Genomic DNA, 15691 nt, shown 5'->3' with positions numbered 1-15691 from the left:
CCATCCCGTGCCCCCTGCATTCCACCCCCGCGGGGAATGCCGGAAGAGCCCATTGCCGGGAGTGTACCCAGGGCGCGCGCCCGTCGCGCCCGCGGCGCCTAGAAGCCCAGTCGGTGCAATACTGGGCGCATGATCCGCGTAGGGACGGGTCGCTCGCGCGGCTTCACGGCCCGACGACTCGGCACAGTGTTTCTCGTAATGGTCGGCGCCGCAGTGACGCTGACCGCCTGCGGAGTACCGCTGATCCCCACCCTCGACCCGACGGACACCCCCACCGCCCTCCCCTCCGCAGCCCCGGTGCCCACGCCCACGCCGTCGAGCGTCCCCTCGCCCGAGCCGACCGGCGGTCCCGGTTCGCCGGGGTCGCCGGGTGAACCGGGTGCCGCATCCGCGTGCACCACCGACAGGCTGTCTTTCGCCCTGCAGGAACGCCCGGGCGACAGCGGCGCGGGCAGCTTCTTCTGGGACCTCTCCGTGACCAACTCCGGCGCCGTCGCCTGCACCGCCAATGGATATCCCCGCGTGCAGTTGGTGTCCGCAGACACCGGTCAGCCCATTGGTGCCGCTTCGGGCCTGGAACCGCGTACGGCGCCATCCGCCGTGCTGCTACAGCCGGGCGATTCGGCGTTCAGCCTGCTGCACCTCACCCGGGCCGGAGCATACGGCTGCCCACTCATCCCGGTCACCGAGCTCGCCGTGACGCCGCCGAACACCGACCAGAGCAGCCGGGTCGCCACCCCCAACCCCATCGACGGCTGCGCAGACCCCGCCATCCAGCTCGCGCGAACCGGCGCCTTCGCCGCGAGTCCGGTGGTCTTCTAGCCCGCGCTCATTCCGTGACCCCACCGGCCAACCCCTCGACGTCGGCCGCGAAGAACGCCTCTTCACCCCCGCACAACGTCGCCCTAGCCGCCCGAGACGGCGGCTGCCGATGGGGCGACTGCGACAAACCACCCACCCTCACCGAAGCCCACCACATCCAACACTGGGCCCGTGACCACGGCAGCACCGACCTCCGGCTCGGCATCCTGCTCTGCAACCCCCACCACCGACTACTACACACCCGAGGCTGGCAAATCCTCGAACACCAGGACCAATACTGGCTACGACCACCGGCAACCATCGACCCCGGCCAAACACTCATCGAAATGCCCAGCAAGAACCCAGCCACGCAGTGAGCACCCGTGGCCTTCATATGGTTGGGCCGAATCGATGGGTTGTCCGGGAGGGGGTCAGGCGCCCTCGACGGCGGGGGTGACGCGCAGGCCCTCCATGAAACGGAGCACGTTCTCGTCGACGATGATGTCGCTCGGGCGCAACGGCCGGGTGAGGTAGAGGCCGTTCAGGCTGGTCAGCCGGCTCAGCGCCACATAGGTCTGGCCGGGGCTGAACACCCGGGTGCCGAGGTCGACGATCGCCCGCTCGTAGGTGGCGCCCTGCGACTTGTGGATCGTGACCGCCCAGGCCAGCCGCAGCGGGAACTGGGTGAACTCGGCCACGACGTCCTTGCTGAGCTTCTTCGTCGCCGCGTTGTAGGTGTACTTGAACTTCTCCCACACCGTGGGCTCCACCTCGTGGGTGGTGCCGTCGATGTCGACGTACACGGTGGAGTCGACCCGTGTCACGGTGCCGATGGTGCCGTTCACCCAGCGCGGACCTCCGTCGAGCGGGTTGTCGTTGCGGAGGAACATCACCTGGGCACCGACCTTGAGTTCGAGAACCTCGTCGGCCGGGTAGGTGCGTCCACCGAAGTCGCCGGTGACCTCGGCTTTGGCCGAGAGGGACTTGCCGGACAGCCGCTTGAGCGCGGCAGCGTTGATGCGATTGACCGCGTCATTGCGGGTGGCCAGCGTGATGACTCCCTCGCTCGGCGGGGTGCGGGCACCCGCACCGTTGAGTGCCCCACCGATCTCGGGCGTCACCTGGCCATAGCGCACCGCATTGAGCATCGTCTTGAAGCCGGCGTCGTGCTGGCGGTGGATCTCGGTGAGTTCGAAGATCTTCAGCTCGGCGCTCTGCCACACCTTCGCGTCGAAGAACCACATCGAGCGGTAGGTGTCGGCGAAGTAGGCACGTTCCTCGGGATCCCCCGGCACCGGAGCGAGCTGGTACGGGTCGCCGAAGAGCACGATCTGCACGCCGCCGAAGGTATCGTGCGGGCGTTGCCTGGCCTGACGGAGGCTGCGGTCGATGGCGTCCATCAGGTCGGCGTTGACCATGGAGACCTCGTCGATGACCACGGTGTCGATCGTGTTGAGCAGCTTGCGCAGTTGATCGTTCTGGTCGATCGCGTGATCGGCGATGACGCCGATCGGCAGCCGGAACAACGAGTGCAGGGTCTGACCGCCCACGTTCAGGGCGGCGACGCCGGTCGGCGCCGCGATGACGATCTGCTTACTGGTATTCCAGGAGAGGTGGTTGAGCAGCGTGGACTTACCGGTTCCGGCCCGACCGGTGACGAAGACGTTCTGCTTGGTGCCCTCAATGGCGGCGAACACCTCGGCCTGCTCGCGCGAAAGCGGAATTTCGGGGGGAAGCGCGGTCACAGGGAACTTTCGGTGGGATGCGGGGCGATGCGGCGCGAAGGCACGAGGAGCATCGCGTTTCCCTTCCACTGTAACCGTCCGGCCGGGCCCACAACCCGCGCCCAGGCCCGCCGGTGGATAACTCACCGAGCTCGGCCCGGTGCACCGGTCAGCCCGGCCCGCATCAGGCGGCGCAGCCGCACCGAGCTTGGAGGTGGTCCCCGTAGGATGTGGAGGTGAGCTACGGGGTCGGTAACGGGGAGCGGCGGGCGCGCTATCTGCGTGCCACGCTTGCGGTCTGCGTTATCTGCGCCCTGCTCGGCGCCGCCCTGGTCGCCACCATCGGCGCTCTCAACCGCGATCTGTACAGCGCCGGCGGGTTCGTGCGGCAGTACCTCGACGCGCTGGCCACGCACAACACCGACACCGCGCTGGCACTTCCCGGCGCCGAACCGACGGATGCCGACCTCGAAGCGGCCGGTCTCCCCCAAGACCTGCCGCGCACTCTGCTACGTCCGTCGGTGCTGGGCTCGATCACCGACATCGAATTCGTCAGCGACACGGCCAGCTCCGCGGACAGCGAGGTGGGCCAGAAGAGCCAGCACACCGTGGTGTTCGACTTCCGACTGGACGGCACCGAGACCTCGATGGAGTTCACCGTGGAACGCCTCGGCACCGTTGCCGGTCTGTTCAGCACCTGGGGCTTCGCCGCGAGTCCCCTGGCGGTGCTGCAGGTGACGGTGCTGCACGAGGCCGACTTCTCGGTGAACGGACTCACCCTCGATACCCGGGCCCATGCCGCGGCCGACGCACCGATCACGTTCTCGAACCGGGGTGCGTACTTGGCCTTCGCTCCTGCGGTCTACGACATCTCCCACGATTCGACGTTGCTGACCGCGCCCGTGCAGAGTGTGCCCGTCGTGGCCTCCGGTGCCGCCGACGTCACGGTGGACGCGGCGCCCAACACGACCTTCACCGGCCAGGTGCAGACCAAGCTCAATGAGTTCCTCGACGAGTGCGCCACCCAGCAGGTGCTGCAACCGTCGAACTGCCCCTTCGGCATCGAGATCGACAACAGGGTCAAGTCCGCCCCGGCATGGTCGATCGCCCAGTACCCGGAGGTCGTACTCACCGCCGGCGAGACGGCCTTCGACATGCCCAGCACCGGTGGCCAGGCTCACATCGTGGTCGACGTGCAGTCCCTGTACGACGGCGATCTGAGCACCCGCGATGAGGATGTCCCGTTCTCGGTGGCCCTCTCCGTCACGATCCAGCCCGACGGCGCCCTGGCCATCCAGCTGCGCTAGCGGCGGGTGCCGGCTCCGGGCCCGGTCCGGCGCTATCTGTCGTGCGCGGCCAGGCGTGCGAGGCGGTCGTTGTAGTCGTTGAGCTCGGCCTCGCCGGTGCGGTCGGCGTTGCGGTCCCGGCGCTTGGTTTCCTTGTCGTCGCTGCGACCCCACTGGATGGCCACGATGATGGCCAATGCGATGGTGGGGATCTCGCCGACGCTCCAGGCGATCCCCCCGCCGGCCTGCTGGTCGGCCAGGGCGTTCAGCCCCCAGTCGCGGCCCATGGCGCCGTACCAGTCCGCGAGGAGCAGGCCGGTGCCGGTCATCAGGGCCAGGCCGAAGAAGGCGTGGAACGCCATGGTGCCCAGCAGCAGCAGCAGCCTGAACGTGTACGGCAGACGGAACGGCACCGGGTCGATGCCGATCAGTGACTGCACGAAAAGGTACCCGGTGATCAGGAAGTGCACGATCATCCACTGGTGGCCGATGTGGTCCGTCGTCGCCCAGCTGAACAGCGACGTGTAGTAGAACACCCACAGCGACCCGGCGAAGAGCACCGCGGCCACGATCGGGTTCGAGATGATGCCGGCGAAGCGCGAGTGCACGGCCAGCAGGATCCACTCACGGGGGCCCCGGCTGCCGTCGCGGCGCATCCGGATGGCGCGGGCCGCCAGGGTGACCGGAGCGCCGGGAACCAGCAGTACCGGCACCAGCATCGTCAGGGCCATGTGCGCGAGCATGTGGGTGGAGAAGAGGTACTTCTCGTACACGTTCACGCCGCCGTTGGTGATGTAGAACAGGGTGACCATGCCCAGCGTCCAGAAAATGGTGCGGTGCAGCGGCCAGCTGTCGCCGCGGCGGCGCAGCCGCCGCACCCCGGCGAGGTAGAAGAAGATGCCGAACGCGCAGAACAGCACCCAGGCGAGGTCGAAGTTCCACTCGGTGAAGTACCTGGCGAAGGTGAGCTCGGGCGGCAGGGGCTCGCCGGTGAGGATCTGCGCCGGGGTGGCGGTGGGGATCGCCGTGGTGACCACCTGGGCGACCGGGGTGGCCGTTCGGGCGAGGGCAGCGGCCACGCCGCTGGCCAGGCCCATGAACGCGATCTCGCCCACCACGAGCCACCAGAAGAAGGTGTCGGTGCGGCCGGCGCCGGTGCGCATCCGACCGATCAGGTACCGGCGCTGCAGCACGCCGAAGCCGCCGAGCACGAGCAGCAGCGCCACCTTGGCGAGCACCAGGATGCCGTAGCCGGTGAGGAGGCGGTCCCAGCTGCCCACGCGCAGCTCGGCGCTGACGTAGCCGGAGGCGGCGACGACCACGAAGCTGACCAGCGCGAGGGTGGAATACCGGCCGACGACCTCACGCAGGCGCGTGGACGACAGCCGCTTGTGCAGCAGGATGATGGTGAGAATTCCGCCCAGCCATACGGCTGCGAAGATTAGGTGCAGGCCCAGCGCCGTGATGGCCGCGTCATGGCCCTCTGCGCCGGCGGAGTGGCCCTGCTGGGCCATCGGCAGCAGCGCGAGCAGGGCGAGCACGGTGACGAAGACCAGCGCGGTCTGGTTGCGCACGGCGAAGCAGAGCACGGTGACGGCGGCGGCGATCAGGGTGGTGGACAGCCAGGCCTGACCGAGCTCGATCTGGCTGAAGAACTGACCGACCGTGGCGCTGAAGGTGTCGTTGAAGCTGATCGTCGCATTGGTGACCTGGAGGAAGGTGAGGAAGCCGGTGACAGCCGACGCGATGGTGAGGAACGCGGCGGAGCCGGCGGCCAGGTCGATGGCGGTGCCGTACTCCCGTTCCTTCGGGCTCAGGGCGAAACAGGTCAGGACCAGGGCACCGATGGTGCCGGCCGCGCCGAGGTTGACGAGCAGCTTGGCCACCGGAAGGCCCCATCGCACCACAGCGCCGGGATCGGCAAGCAGCTGGGCCTCGGCGCCGCCGCCGTAGACCAGGCCCGCCACCGTCGCCACAATCGCGGCCAACAGCAGGGCTGCCGGCCCGATGATTCGCACATAACGGGGCACCACTCCAGCTTAACCGGCGGGGGAAGCCGAACCCGCCGTGGCCGGCCACCGCGCAGCCGGGCGCCTTCGGGCGCCGCCGGTTAACGAGCGGTGGGCGCCGACCGAAGTCGACGCCCACCGGCACTACAAAAGCTGAAACCTACTTGGCGGCAGCCTTGAGCTTGCTACCAGCGGTCAGCTTGACGCGGTGGCCGGCAGCAATGGCGATTTCTTCGCCGGTCTGCGGGTTGCGGCCCGTGCGAGCGGCGGTTGCGGTGCGCTCGACGCCGAGCCATCCCGGGATGGTGACCTTGCCGTCGTTCGCAACGGTGTCGGCGAGGGTTGCAAAGAAAGCGTTCAGAACGCCGTCGACAGCAGCCTGGCTCTGGCCAGAATCTGCGGCAACCTTGGCAACGAGCTCGGTCTTGTTCAGCGACTTGTCAGCCATTGAGTGTCCTCCTCGGACCTTCGTCTGTAAAAAAACAGGTATTCACGTGAAGCGGGCGACGTTGAGACAACGCCTCCGTTGGTCGGTTCGACCGCGTTGAATCTAGCATTGATCCGCGAGATTCCGCGGATTTACGGCGTTTCGGGACGCTTTGCCCGGCGGATTGGGGTGTGTTTGTGCTGTGCGCGAACTGTGCGCCCCCGTACGGGGACGACGGTGCCGTTCGGCGCAGACACAGAACAGGGGATGACCGACCGAAGTCGGGCATCCCCTGTTGATACTGCGCTGTTCGCGGTTACGCGATCAGTAGCTGGTTACCAGCTGGACTTGGTGATGCCGGGCAGCTCGCCGCGGTGCGCCATGTCGCGGAAACGTACGCGCGAGATGCCGAACTTGGAGAGGTGGCCACGGGGACGTCCGTCAACCGCGTCGCGGTTGCGCAGGCGAACCGGCGAGGCGTTGCGGGGCAGCTTCTGGAGGCCCTTGCGAGCCTCTTCACGGGACTCGTCGGTGCCGGCCGGGTCGACAAGAGCCTTCTTCAGCTCGAGGCGCTTCGCGGCGTAACGCTCAACGATGACCTTGCGCTGGTTGTTCTTGGCAATCATGCTCTTCTTCGCCATTTTTAGCGCTCCTCACGGAAGTCAACGTGCTTGCGCACTACGGGGTCGTACTTCTTGAGTACGAGACGGTCGGGGTTGTTGCGACGGTTCTTCTTGGTCACGTAGGTGTAACCGGTTCCTGCCGTCGAACGCAGCTTGATGATCGGACGTACGTCCTGAGCCTTAGCCATTAGATTTTCTCCCCACGTGCGAGCAGGTCCTTGACGACCGACTCAATGCCGCGAGCATCAATAACCTTGATGCCCTTTGCCGAGAGGGTCAACGTGACGTTGCGGCGAAGCGACGGCACGAAGTACTTCTTGGTCTGCACGTTCGGGTCGAAACGACGCTTGGTGCGCCGGTGCGAGTGCGAAATGTTGTGCCCAAAGCCGGGAACGGCTCCGGTCACCTGGCAGGTTGCTGCCATGGTTTTCCTCCAATACCGAAGGGCGAATGCCCTTCCCAAGATCTCTTGTCGGCCGGTTCGCGTTGGATTCCACCCTGAAGCGGCCTGCCGAAAGGTGAGTTTCAGCGGCTGATTCGGTGGGAGGAAAAGTCACGAACAAGCAATGCACGCACAGATATGCGCAGCAGCTACTCAGCCTACGGGGTGGGGCGTTCCGGTGCAAGCGCGGTGCACGCCGCGCACAGGCCGAAGATGTCGATCACGTGGGCGGCTTCGGTGAAACCGTGCTTGGCCGCCTCCTCGGTGGCCCAGTTCTCGATGGCGTCCACCTCGATCTCCACGGTGAGTCCGCAGTTGCGGCAGATCAGGTGGTGGTGGTGATCCGTGGTGCTGCACGCCCGGTACAGGCTCTCGCCGTCGGGCGACTGCAGCGAATCGGCGTCGCCCTCCAGCGCCAGGTCGGCGAGCGCACGGTAGACCGTGGCCAGGCCGATCGGGGAACCGCTGGTGTGCAGGGCCGAGTGCAGGCCCTGGGCGCTGACGAACCCCTCGACGCGGCCGAGCTCGGTCCGCACGGCCTCTCGCTGCCAGGTGTTTCGCTTCATGATTTCAACCGTAGCCCGGCGCGGACGGGAGTGGGAACGCCTCCGACGCGCGCACGCAGTGAGCGTGCCCCCAGTGCGAGAAGGAAGCAGGCGGCGGCGGTGAGCGCGATGGCGGGCCCCGCCGCCACATCGAGAATGCGGGACAGCAACACACCGACAACCCCGGATCCGGCGCCGATGAGAGGCGCGAGCAGGACGATGCCCGGCGCGGTCCGCATCAGCAGTCGGGCGGCCGCGGCGGGGGCGGCGATCAGGGCGATGGCGAGGATGGCGCCCACCGCGGGCATCGCCGTCACGACAGTGGCGGCGATGAGCACCAGCGTGAGAAGTTCAATCGGCCACTCCCGGTACCCGGCCGCCCGGAAGCCGGTGCGGTCGAAGGTGGAGAACAGGATCTCCTTGCCGAAGAGAATGGCCGCGAGCACCGCCGCGGTCAGAACCGAGGCGGCAAGAAGCACGTCGCCGTCGGTGACGGTGAGGATGGAGCCGACCAGGTAGGACTCCACGTGCACGGGCAACGACGGGTTGAGCGCCTGAAGCAGCACACCGAGCGCGAACCCTGCGGTCAGCATGATGCCCGACGCCACCTGGCTGCCCTGGCGGCGCACCCGGCCGAGGAGGGTCATCACCGCCACGATCACGGCGCTGGCAACGGCGGCGCCCAGCGGGATGCTCACTCCCAGCAACGCCGCCGCGACGGCGCCGGGAAACGTGGCATGGGTGAGCGCCTGGGCGAAGAAGGTGCGCCGGCGCAGCAGCACCAGGGTGCCGACCAGGCCGCTCAGCGCGCCGATGACGGCTGCGGCCAGCAGGGCCTTCTCGAAGTAACCCATCAGGCGGTCACCGGTTCCGGATCGACGGCCGGCTGGGCGGGGCGGCGCATCCGGTCAACCGCGAGGCGGCAAAGGAGCACCAGCAGGTAGCCGGCCACGAGTACCAGCACCACGGTGGCGCCGCTGGGCAGGTCGATGCCGGCCGAGACGGAGGCTTCGAAGCCGAGCGTCAAGCCCAGCCAGGCGCACAGGGCGGCGAAGCCGGCCGCGAGAGGGAAGAGAGCCCACAGCCGCACCGTGACCAGCCGGGCGACGGCGCCGGGCACGATGAGTACGGCCAGGACGAGCAGATTGCCGACGGCGCTCGATGCGGCGACCACCACGAGGGCGATGGCGACGTTCAGCACCAGGTCGAGCAGCAGCGGCCGGTAGCCGGCCGCGGCGAACGCGGTGCGGTCGAACGCCCGGAACACCTGCTGCTTGAGGGTGAGGCCCACTAGGAGCAGGGCGATCGCGCAGATGACCAGCGTCTGGGTCACCTCGGCGGCCGTGACCGTGAGCAGCCGGCCGAACAGCAGCTGTTCGAGCTGGCCGGCATAGTTGGTCTGCCGGGAGACCACCAGGATGCCGATGCTGAACATGGCCGTGAAGACGATCGCGATCGCCGCATCCCCCGACACGGCGCGCCGGGTGATCACGGTGAGCACGACCGCGGCCAGGATGGCGGCGATCATGGCGCCGACGAAGAGTCCCTCGCGGCCGCCCCAGACGAAGCCGATGGCGATGCCCGGGAAGACCGAGTGGGTGAGGCCGTCACTGATGAATTCGAGGCTGCGCAGGTTGACGAGCACGCCGACGATGCCGGCGACCAGGCTGAGGGCGAGCAGCACCACCAGCGCCCGCGCCATGAACGGCAGGGCGAACGCGGTGAAGAGGGGTCCGAGCAGGTCGGCCATTCAGTGGCCTTCGTGGCCGGGAACGACGAGCGTGTGCTGGTCCATCTCGACGCCGACCTCGTGGAAGGTGCGCTGCACGTTGTCGAGGGTCAGCACACTCTCGCGTGGTCCGAAGGCGACCTGGTTGCCGTTGAGCAGCAGCACTCGCTCGCAGACCGCGCGGGCCAGTTCGAGGTCGTGGGTGGACACGAGCACGGCGACGCCCTCGGCCTTGAGCCGTTCGACGGTGCCGACGAGGGCCTCCCGGTTGGACTGGTCGAGCCCGTTGAAGGGTTCGTCGAGCAGAAGCAGCCGGGGGCCGGCCGCCACGGCGCGGGCGAGCAGGCCGCGCTGCTGTTGGCCGCCGGAAAGTTCGCCGAACCGGGTTTTGGCGAGGTGGTCGAGGCCGACAGTCTCCAGCGCCGCGGCCACGGCCTTGCGGTCCTTCCTGCCGGGCAGGCGCAGCCAGCCGAGCTCGCGGTAGCGGCCCATCATGACAACCTGTTCGAGACTGACCGGGAACTCGGGGTCGAGCTCGTCGGTCTGCGGCACGTAGCCGACGGTGCCGGCCGGGGCGGTGGCGTGGCCGAGCACCTCGACGGTGCCCTCGGTGCGGTGGAGCAGGCCCAGGATGCCCTTGAGCAGGGTGGACTTGCCCGAGCCGTTCGGCCCGATCAGCGCGACGGCCTCACCGGGATGCAGATCGAAGTCGATGCCGGTCAGAGCCGGGGTCTGGGCGTAGGCGAACGAGGCCCCGGAGACGCGGAGGGCAAGCGGTGCGGGCATCCGCTGCTGAGAAGGGTTCTCGTTCACTGTTCAACTATTGCAGGTCGGCGGGTACGGCGCTGGGCGTCACACCCCAGGACTCGAGGATGAGGCGCACATTGTGCAGCTGGCTGGCGATGTAGGTGGCGCCGGCGCTGTCGGCCGGGCCCAGCGAATCGCCGTAGAGGGCGTCGTCGCCGGAGTACACCGCGACGCCGGCCTCTGCGGCGATGGTGTCGGCCGCCTTCGGGTTGATGGACGCCTCCGAGAAGACGGCCTTGACCCCGGTGGTCTTGACGGCGGCCACGAGGGCGTCGATCTCGGCGGCGCTCGGCTCGGCGTTGTCGTCGAAGCTGGGGATGACGCTGCCGACATAGGTGATGCCGTAGGCGGCGGTGAAGTAGCCGAAGGCGTCGTGGTTGCTCACCAGTAGGCGCTCGCTGGACGGGACGGCGTCGACGTTCTCGCGGATCCAGCCATCCAGCTCGGCGAGCTGGGCGCTGTAGACGGCCTCGTTGGCCTCAAAGTCGGTGGCGTGGCTGGTGCTGGCACCGGCCAGGCCATCGGCGATGGTGGCGACCATGGCCTCGGCATTTTTCACGTCGGTCCAGATGTGCGGGTTGCCGCCGGCGTGGTCGTGCTCGGCCTCATCTTCGTGGCCGGCCTCCTCCTCCTGCGCGGCCTCATCCTCGTGAGCGGCCTCCTCCTCGTGGCCGGCCTCCTCCTCGTGGCCGGCCTCGACACCCTGAATGGTGATGCCCTCATCGGAGTCGATGGTGACCCCGTCGAAGCCGGAAGCCTCGATGGCGTCGTCGAGCCACTCTTCGAGCCCGACGCCGTTGATCACGAGCACATCCGCCGCGCCCAGGGCGGTGAGGTCGGCGACCGACGGGTCGTAGCTGTGCGCGCTCTGGTTGGGCTGGATCAGCTGGGTGATCGTGACGCCGTCGGCGTCGCCGACGACGTTGCGGGTGAGGTCGGCGATCTGGGTGGTCGTGGCGACGACCTTGAGGTCACCGTCCGATCCCGCGGCGTTGGTGGCGGTCGTCGAGCATCCGGCCAGCACGAGGGCGGCGGAGGCGGCCAGGGCGGGGAGGAGGAGTCTGGGGGTCTTCACGATCGAAACGCTACGCCTATTGATAATGATTGTCAAAACCATTAGAGCCGATGGTGGCGGGTCAGAGGTGCCGCAGGTACCGCTCCGGGGCGTCGAGGAAGCCGGCCCAGTTGGTGACCAGGTCGAGATCGCGCCAAGCCATCTCGCGCAGCCCCCACTCGCCCACCTCGAGGATCCGGGCACCGGGCAGCGCGGCGAGCAACGGCGAGTGCGTCGACATGATCACCTGCGAACCGCCCGCGGCCAGCAGCTCCTTGAGGTGGCCGAGCAGCGCCAGGCAGCCCGAGAACGAGAGCGCGGATTCCGGCTCGTCGAGCACCCACAGGCCCCGGCCGCGGAACTTGTCGATGGCCAGCTCGAGGAACGATTCCCCGTGCGAGATCTCGTGGAAGCGCGGCTCAGGCCCGCTGCCCGGGTTCTCCTCCAGGTAGGTGAAGAAGCCGTGCATGGTCTCGGCGCGCAGAAAGTAGCCGCGGCGGGTGCTGCCGCCGCTGCGCACCAGGCGCAGGTGGTCGTGGAGCGAGGATTCGCTGGGCCGGGTGGAGTTGCGTGCGCCGGTGGAGCCACCCTCCGGGGAGAGACCCCAGGCCAGGGCGATGGCCTCTACGAGCGTGGACTTACCGGCGCCGTTCTCTCCGACGAAGACCGTGGCCGGCCCCAGGTCGATTCCGGTCTCGAGTAGCTGGGCCACCGGCGGCAGGGTGGCTGGCCAGGCGTTCCTGGGCAGCGGATGCTGCGGGTCTTCCTCGATCCGACGCAAAGGTGTGCTCTCGAAGGCCATGCCCCATCCTCCCCCGCCGGCCGCGATTCGCGCATCCGGTTCGCCGCCGTGCGGCGGCCCCGACTTGCGGCAAACACCCCCGTCAGCGGTGTCGAAGGGGGATAGTGCGGCAACTCGGCGCTGCGCCCGACGGTGACATCGGGCACACTCCCGCTTCAGAGCCCGCACAGGGGGATAGTGCGGCAAGTCGCGGTGGCGACGCCCGCCGTCTACTCTGTTGCCATGAGAGCACGCGCCGGAAAGGGCACCGTCCCGCCCGCAAGGAGCCTGCCCCCACGCACTCGCCTCGGTCGGACCAGTCAGACCAGCCGTGACAGGTCGGTGCCGCCCGTCCCGGTGGCGATGCTGCGCCCGTGGCGGCTCGACGACGCGGCAAGTCTGCAGACCGCCTTCACCGTGAGCGGCGACCTGGCCGCCCAGGTCGGTGCGATCGAGCTGTCGACGGTCGCGCGCTGCGAGAGTTTCATCACCGAGAACCTCGCCCCCGCGACGGTCTCGCGGCAGAACTTCGCGATCAGCCTCGACGGCGTCGCGGTGGGCAACGTTGGTGTGGGCAGCATGGAACACCGGCACGGAACCGGCTGGGTCTACTACTGGGTTTCGGCCGAGGCCAGGGGCCAGGGCCTGGCGACGCTCGCCCTCGCCTCGATCGCCGACTGGGCCTTCACCGAGCAGGGCCTGCACAGGCTGGAGCTCGGACACCGCACCAACAATCCGGCCTCCTGCCGGGTCGCCACCACAGCGGGTTTCGCGGCCGAAGGCATCGAGCGGCAGAAACTGAAGTACGGCACCGAGCGCTTCGATGTGGAGACCCACGCCCGGCTCCGCACCGATCCGCGTCCCCCGGTCCGCCTCCTGTCCACCGTCACCTTCTAGGCCGAGTCGATGGACGAGCCGTCGTCAACACCGCCGTCAGCACCGGCACCTGCCCGCGCGGCCGACCGGCTCCTGGCGGTGGCTGGGTTGGCGAACGCCCGCGACCTGGGCGGCATCCCGTACCGCACCGGCGGTACGACCGCGGCGGGCGTGTTCTTCAGGTCGGAGAACCTGGACCAGACCACCCGCGCCGGCTGGGATCAGCTCTACGCGGCGGGCATCCGTACCGTCGTCGATCTGCGCCAACCCGGCGAGCGCGCCCAAGACAGCCAACCGCGACCGGACTGGCTCACCACGGTGCCCATCGACCTCGACGGGCTGGAGAACACCGCATTCTGGGCGGACTACTGGGACAACGGCCTGGTCGGCACCGCGCTGTACTACCTGCCGCACCTGGCCGCGATGCCGGAACGGTCGGGGGCCGCGCTGGCGGCGCTGGCCCGGGCGGCACCGGGCGGCGTGCTCTTCCACTGCGCGGCGGGCCGGGACCGCACCGGGCAGATCGCCCTCCTGCTGCTCACCATCGCCGGCGCCGAGCCCGAGGCCATCGTGGACGACTACCTGGAGACCGTGCGCCGCGGCGACCAACGGGCCGTCGCATCCGGTCGGGCACACGAGGAGGCCGAAAGCGAGGCGCTCTGCCGATCCTTCGGCACCACAACGGAGGGCGCCTTTCGCACGGCCCTGGCAGGCCTCGACCTGCCTGCAGTGCTCGCCGCGGCGGGCATCACCGACACCGAGCTGGCCACCCTGCGCAGCTGGCGACAGAGCCGCACGGTCTGAGCCGCGATGTCGCCGCGCCGAGCCGCCCCGCTTGAAGTGATCGAACGCCTGCGCGCGGCCGGCTGCGTCTTCGCCGAAGACGAGGCCCGGTTGCTGACGGCGGCCGCCGGAACACCGGCCGAACTGGAGCAGCTGCTCGGCCTGCGCGAATCCGGTCTGCCGCTCGAACAGGTGCTCGGCTGGGTGGAGTTCTGCGGGCTGCGGATCATCGTCCGGCCGGGCGTTTTCGTGCCGCGTCGACGCACCGGCCTGCTGGTGCGGCGGGCGGCCCGGCTCCTCCGGCCCGGCTCTGTGGCGGTCGACATGTGCTGCGGCACAGGAGCCGTGGGGGCCGCACTGCTCGCTGGCGAGCCGGGGCTGACGCTTTACGCCGTCGACATCGACCCGGCGGCGACGATCTGTGCCCGGGAGAACATCGAGCCGCTGGGCGGTATCGCCCTCACCGGCGACCTGTTTTCCCCATTGCCGCGCACCCTGCTCGGCCGGGTCGACGTCATTGTGGCCAACGCCCCTTACGTGCCCACGGATTCGATAACTCGGATGCCGCCCGAGGCTCGGCTGCACGAGGCCAGGGTCGCTCTCGACGGCGGCCACGACGGCCTCGACGTTCAGCGCCGGCTCGTGGCGGCGGCCCCGGAGTGGCTGTCCCCCGGGGGCCGGCTGCTCGTGGAGACCAGCGCCGGGCAGGCGCCGGAGACCCTGGCGATCTTCGCCCGGCACGGTCTCAGCCCGCACGTCACACACTTCCGGGCGCTGGATGCCACCGTCGTGATCGGTATCCGTTCGGCGTGACCGGAGTCCGTCGCCGGCCTCAGCGATCTCGCCAGGTGAACTACTCCAGGAGCAGCGCCGGCTCCTCGATGATGCTGGCCACGTCGGCCAGGAACCGGCTGGCCACGTCGCCGTCGACCACCCGGTGATCGAAGCTCGCGCCGATGGTGGTGACGAAGCGCGGGCGCACCTCGCCGTCGACGACCCAGGGCTTGAGCTTGATCGTGCCCAGCGCCACGATGCCGGCCTCGCCGGAGTTGAGGATCGGGGTGCCGGTGTCCATGCCGAAGACGCCGATGTTGGTGATCGTGATGGTGCCGTTGGCCATCTCGGCCGGGCTGGTCTTCCCGTCCCTGGCCGTGAGGGTGAGCTTCTCGAGGGCGCCGGCCAGCTCCAGCAGGCTCATGTCCTGGGCTTCCTTGATGTTGGGCACGATCAGTCCACGCGGGGTGGCCGCGGCGATGCCGAGGTTGACGTAGTGCTTGATCACGATCTCCTCGTCGGTGAAGACCGAGTTGACGGTGGGGTTGCGCCGCACGGCCCAGATCATGGCCTTGGCCATGATCAACAGCGGCGACACCTTGACGCCGGCGAAATCGGTGGAGACCTTGAGCCGCTTGACGAACTCCATGGTGCGGGTGGCGTCCACGTCCACGAACAGGCTCACGTGCGGGGCGGTGAAGGCGCTGCGCACCATGGTCTGCGCGATCACCTTGCGCACGCCCTTCACGGGGATGTGCTCCTCGCGGTCGGTCGGCCACTCCGGCGTCTGGATGTTGCGGAACACGCTGGCCTGGGTGGCCTCGCGCAGCACGTCCTCGCGGGTGACGTCGCCGAACCGGCCGGTGGGCTCCACCTGGCTGAGGTCGACGCCGAGGTCCTTGGCCAGCTTGCGGATCGGCGGCTTGGTGATCACCGGGCCGGCGGGGCGTGCGGGGGCGCCGGCCGGCTTGGCGGATACGGCGGGCGCGGGCGCCGGTCGAGCCGGCGGCGTGGCACGAGCCGGTCCCGT

19 protein-coding genes are annotated in these 15691 nt (G+C 68.8%); 6 read left to right on the top strand and 13 right to left on the bottom strand.

Annotation, left to right across the window (positions count from 1 at the left end):
* Positions 1-198 precede the first annotated feature (198 nt).
* A complete protein-coding gene (locus E3O60_RS12140) occupies positions 199-822 on the top strand; it encodes a DUF4232 domain-containing protein (protein WP_166788988.1) in 624 nt (207 codons plus the stop codon).
* 14 nt (positions 823-836) lie between these two features.
* Positions 837-1178 (top strand): HNH endonuclease signature motif containing protein, encoded by a 342-nt coding sequence (locus E3O60_RS12135; RefSeq protein WP_134498209.1) that lies wholly within the window; start codon positions 837-839, stop codon positions 1176-1178.
* Between the two features lie 54 nt (positions 1179-1232).
* Here E3O60_RS12135 and E3O60_RS12130 read toward each other — a convergent pair whose 3' ends face one another.
* A complete protein-coding gene (locus E3O60_RS12130) occupies positions 1233-2546 on the bottom strand; it encodes an ATP-dependent RecD-like DNA helicase (RefSeq protein WP_240632306.1) in 1314 nt (437 codons plus the stop codon).
* 215 nt (positions 2547-2761) lie between these two features.
* Between E3O60_RS12130 and E3O60_RS12125 the strand changes: the two genes are divergently transcribed.
* Positions 2762-3832 (top strand): hypothetical protein, encoded by a 1071-nt coding sequence (locus E3O60_RS12125; RefSeq protein ID WP_088457737.1) that lies wholly within the window; start codon positions 2762-2764, stop codon positions 3830-3832.
* A 32-nt stretch (positions 3833-3864) separates the two neighbouring features.
* On the opposite strand, the gene E3O60_RS12120 is transcribed toward E3O60_RS12125, so the two are convergent.
* From E3O60_RS12120 to E3O60_RS12070, 11 genes are all read right to left on the bottom strand, one after another.
* Positions 3865-5841: a cytochrome c oxidase assembly protein gene (locus E3O60_RS12120; RefSeq protein WP_174845064.1), complete on the bottom strand. Its 1977-nt coding sequence runs from the start codon at positions 5839-5841 to the stop codon at positions 3865-3867.
* Between the two features lie 139 nt (positions 5842-5980).
* A complete protein-coding gene (locus E3O60_RS12115; RefSeq protein WP_066598601.1) occupies positions 5981-6268 on the bottom strand; it encodes an HU family DNA-binding protein in 288 nt (95 codons plus the stop codon).
* 314 nt (positions 6269-6582) lie between these two features.
* The gene (gene rpsN / locus E3O60_RS12110; RefSeq protein ID WP_035835254.1) at positions 6583-6888 is read right to left on the bottom strand and encodes a 30S ribosomal protein S14; all 306 of its coding nucleotides are present in this window, start codon (positions 6886-6888) and stop codon (positions 6583-6585) included.
* A gap of 2 nt (positions 6889-6890) precedes the next feature.
* Entirely contained in the window at positions 6891-7058 is a 168-nt protein-coding gene (gene rpmG / locus E3O60_RS12105; protein ID WP_066598602.1) for a 50S ribosomal protein L33, read from the bottom strand.
* Positions 7058-7294 carry a 50S ribosomal protein L28 gene (gene rpmB, locus E3O60_RS12100; RefSeq protein WP_066598603.1) on the bottom strand — a complete coding sequence of 79 codons (237 nt, stop codon included), beginning with the start codon at positions 7292-7294 and terminating at the stop codon, positions 7058-7060. Before rpmB ends, rpmG begins: the two co-directional genes overlap by 1 nt.
* Before the next feature lie 176 nt (positions 7295-7470).
* A complete protein-coding gene (locus E3O60_RS12095; protein ID WP_134498207.1) occupies positions 7471-7881 on the bottom strand; it encodes a Fur family transcriptional regulator in 411 nt (136 codons plus the stop codon).
* A complete protein-coding gene (locus tag E3O60_RS12090) occupies positions 7875-8711 on the bottom strand; it encodes a metal ABC transporter permease (protein ID WP_134408629.1) in 837 nt (278 codons plus the stop codon). The genes E3O60_RS12095 and E3O60_RS12090 overlap by 7 nt, the downstream gene beginning before the upstream one ends.
* Complete coding sequence (locus E3O60_RS12085; RefSeq protein ID WP_088457740.1) at positions 8711-9607, bottom strand: metal ABC transporter permease; 897 nt, start codon at positions 9605-9607, stop codon at positions 8711-8713. The genes E3O60_RS12090 and E3O60_RS12085 overlap by 1 nt, the downstream gene beginning before the upstream one ends.
* A complete protein-coding gene (locus E3O60_RS12080; protein ID WP_241983567.1) occupies positions 9608-10399 on the bottom strand; it encodes a metal ABC transporter ATP-binding protein in 792 nt (263 codons plus the stop codon).
* Positions 10400-10406: 7 nt separating this feature from the next.
* The gene (locus tag E3O60_RS12075) at positions 10407-11468 is read right to left on the bottom strand and encodes a metal ABC transporter substrate-binding protein (RefSeq protein ID WP_241983566.1); all 1062 of its coding nucleotides are present in this window, start codon (positions 11466-11468) and stop codon (positions 10407-10409) included.
* A 61-nt stretch (positions 11469-11529) separates the two neighbouring features.
* Positions 11530-12249: an AAA family ATPase gene (locus tag E3O60_RS12070; protein ID WP_088457743.1), complete on the bottom strand. Its 720-nt coding sequence runs from the start codon at positions 12247-12249 to the stop codon at positions 11530-11532.
* A 222-nt stretch (positions 12250-12471) separates the two neighbouring features.
* Between E3O60_RS12070 and E3O60_RS12065 the strand changes: the two genes are divergently transcribed.
* The 3 genes from E3O60_RS12065 to E3O60_RS12055 are packed head-to-tail and all read left to right on the top strand — an operon-like array spanning position 12472 to position 14700.
* Positions 12472-13125 (top strand): GNAT family N-acetyltransferase, encoded by a 654-nt coding sequence (locus E3O60_RS12065; RefSeq protein ID WP_241993259.1) that lies wholly within the window; start codon positions 12472-12474, stop codon positions 13123-13125.
* 9 nt (positions 13126-13134) lie between these two features.
* On the top strand, positions 13135-13908 hold the full coding sequence (locus E3O60_RS12060) for a tyrosine-protein phosphatase (protein WP_134498205.1): 774 nt from the start codon (positions 13135-13137) through the stop codon (positions 13906-13908).
* 6 nt (positions 13909-13914) lie between these two features.
* Positions 13915-14700 (top strand): putative protein N(5)-glutamine methyltransferase, encoded by a 786-nt coding sequence (locus E3O60_RS12055; RefSeq protein WP_134498203.1) that lies wholly within the window; start codon positions 13915-13917, stop codon positions 14698-14700.
* A 40-nt stretch (positions 14701-14740) separates the two neighbouring features.
* On the opposite strand, the gene E3O60_RS12050 is transcribed toward E3O60_RS12055, so the two are convergent.
* A partial coding sequence (locus E3O60_RS12050) for a dihydrolipoamide acetyltransferase family protein (RefSeq protein WP_134485903.1) occupies positions 14741-15691 on the bottom strand: 951 nt, incomplete at its 5' end.

Source organism: Cryobacterium sp. TMB1-7, from assembly GCF_004402435.1.
Classification (GTDB): Bacteria; Actinomycetota; Actinomycetes; order Actinomycetales; family Microbacteriaceae; genus Cryobacterium; species Cryobacterium zongtaii.
The sequence above is the reverse complement of the archived record's forward strand: the minus strand, read 5'-3'. Positions and strand labels throughout refer to the sequence as shown.

Coding starts and splice junctions, on each gene's coding strand:
- E3O60_RS12140 (WP_166788988.1), top strand. CDS start 199: ATGGTCGGCGCCGCAGTGACGCTGACCGCCTGCGGAGTACCGCTGATC.
- E3O60_RS12115 (WP_066598601.1), bottom strand. CDS start 6,268: ATGGCTGACAAGTCGCTGAACAAGACCGAGCTCGTTGCCAAGGTTGCC.
- rpsN (WP_035835254.1), bottom strand. CDS start 6,888: ATGGCGAAGAAGAGCATGATTGCCAAGAACAACCAGCGCAAGGTCATC.
- rpmG (WP_066598602.1), bottom strand. CDS start 7,058: ATGGCTAAGGCTCAGGACGTACGTCCGATCATCAAGCTGCGTTCGACG.
- rpmB (WP_066598603.1), bottom strand. CDS start 7,294: ATGGCAGCAACCTGCCAGGTGACCGGAGCCGTTCCCGGCTTTGGGCAC.
- E3O60_RS12090 (WP_134408629.1), bottom strand. CDS start 8,711: ATGGGTTACTTCGAGAAGGCCCTGCTGGCCGCAGCCGTCATCGGCGCG.
- E3O60_RS12085 (WP_088457740.1), bottom strand. CDS start 9,607: ATGGCCGACCTGCTCGGACCCCTCTTCACCGCGTTCGCCCTGCCGTTC.
- E3O60_RS12070 (WP_088457743.1), bottom strand. CDS start 12,249: ATGGCCTTCGAGAGCACACCTTTGCGTCGGATCGAGGAAGACCCGCAG.
- E3O60_RS12065 (WP_241993259.1), top strand. CDS start 12,472: ATGAGAGCACGCGCCGGAAAGGGCACCGTCCCGCCCGCAAGGAGCCTG.
- E3O60_RS12060 (WP_134498205.1), top strand. CDS start 13,135: ATGGACGAGCCGTCGTCAACACCGCCGTCAGCACCGGCACCTGCCCGC.
- E3O60_RS12055 (WP_134498203.1), top strand. CDS start 13,915: ATGTCGCCGCGCCGAGCCGCCCCGCTTGAAGTGATCGAACGCCTGCGC.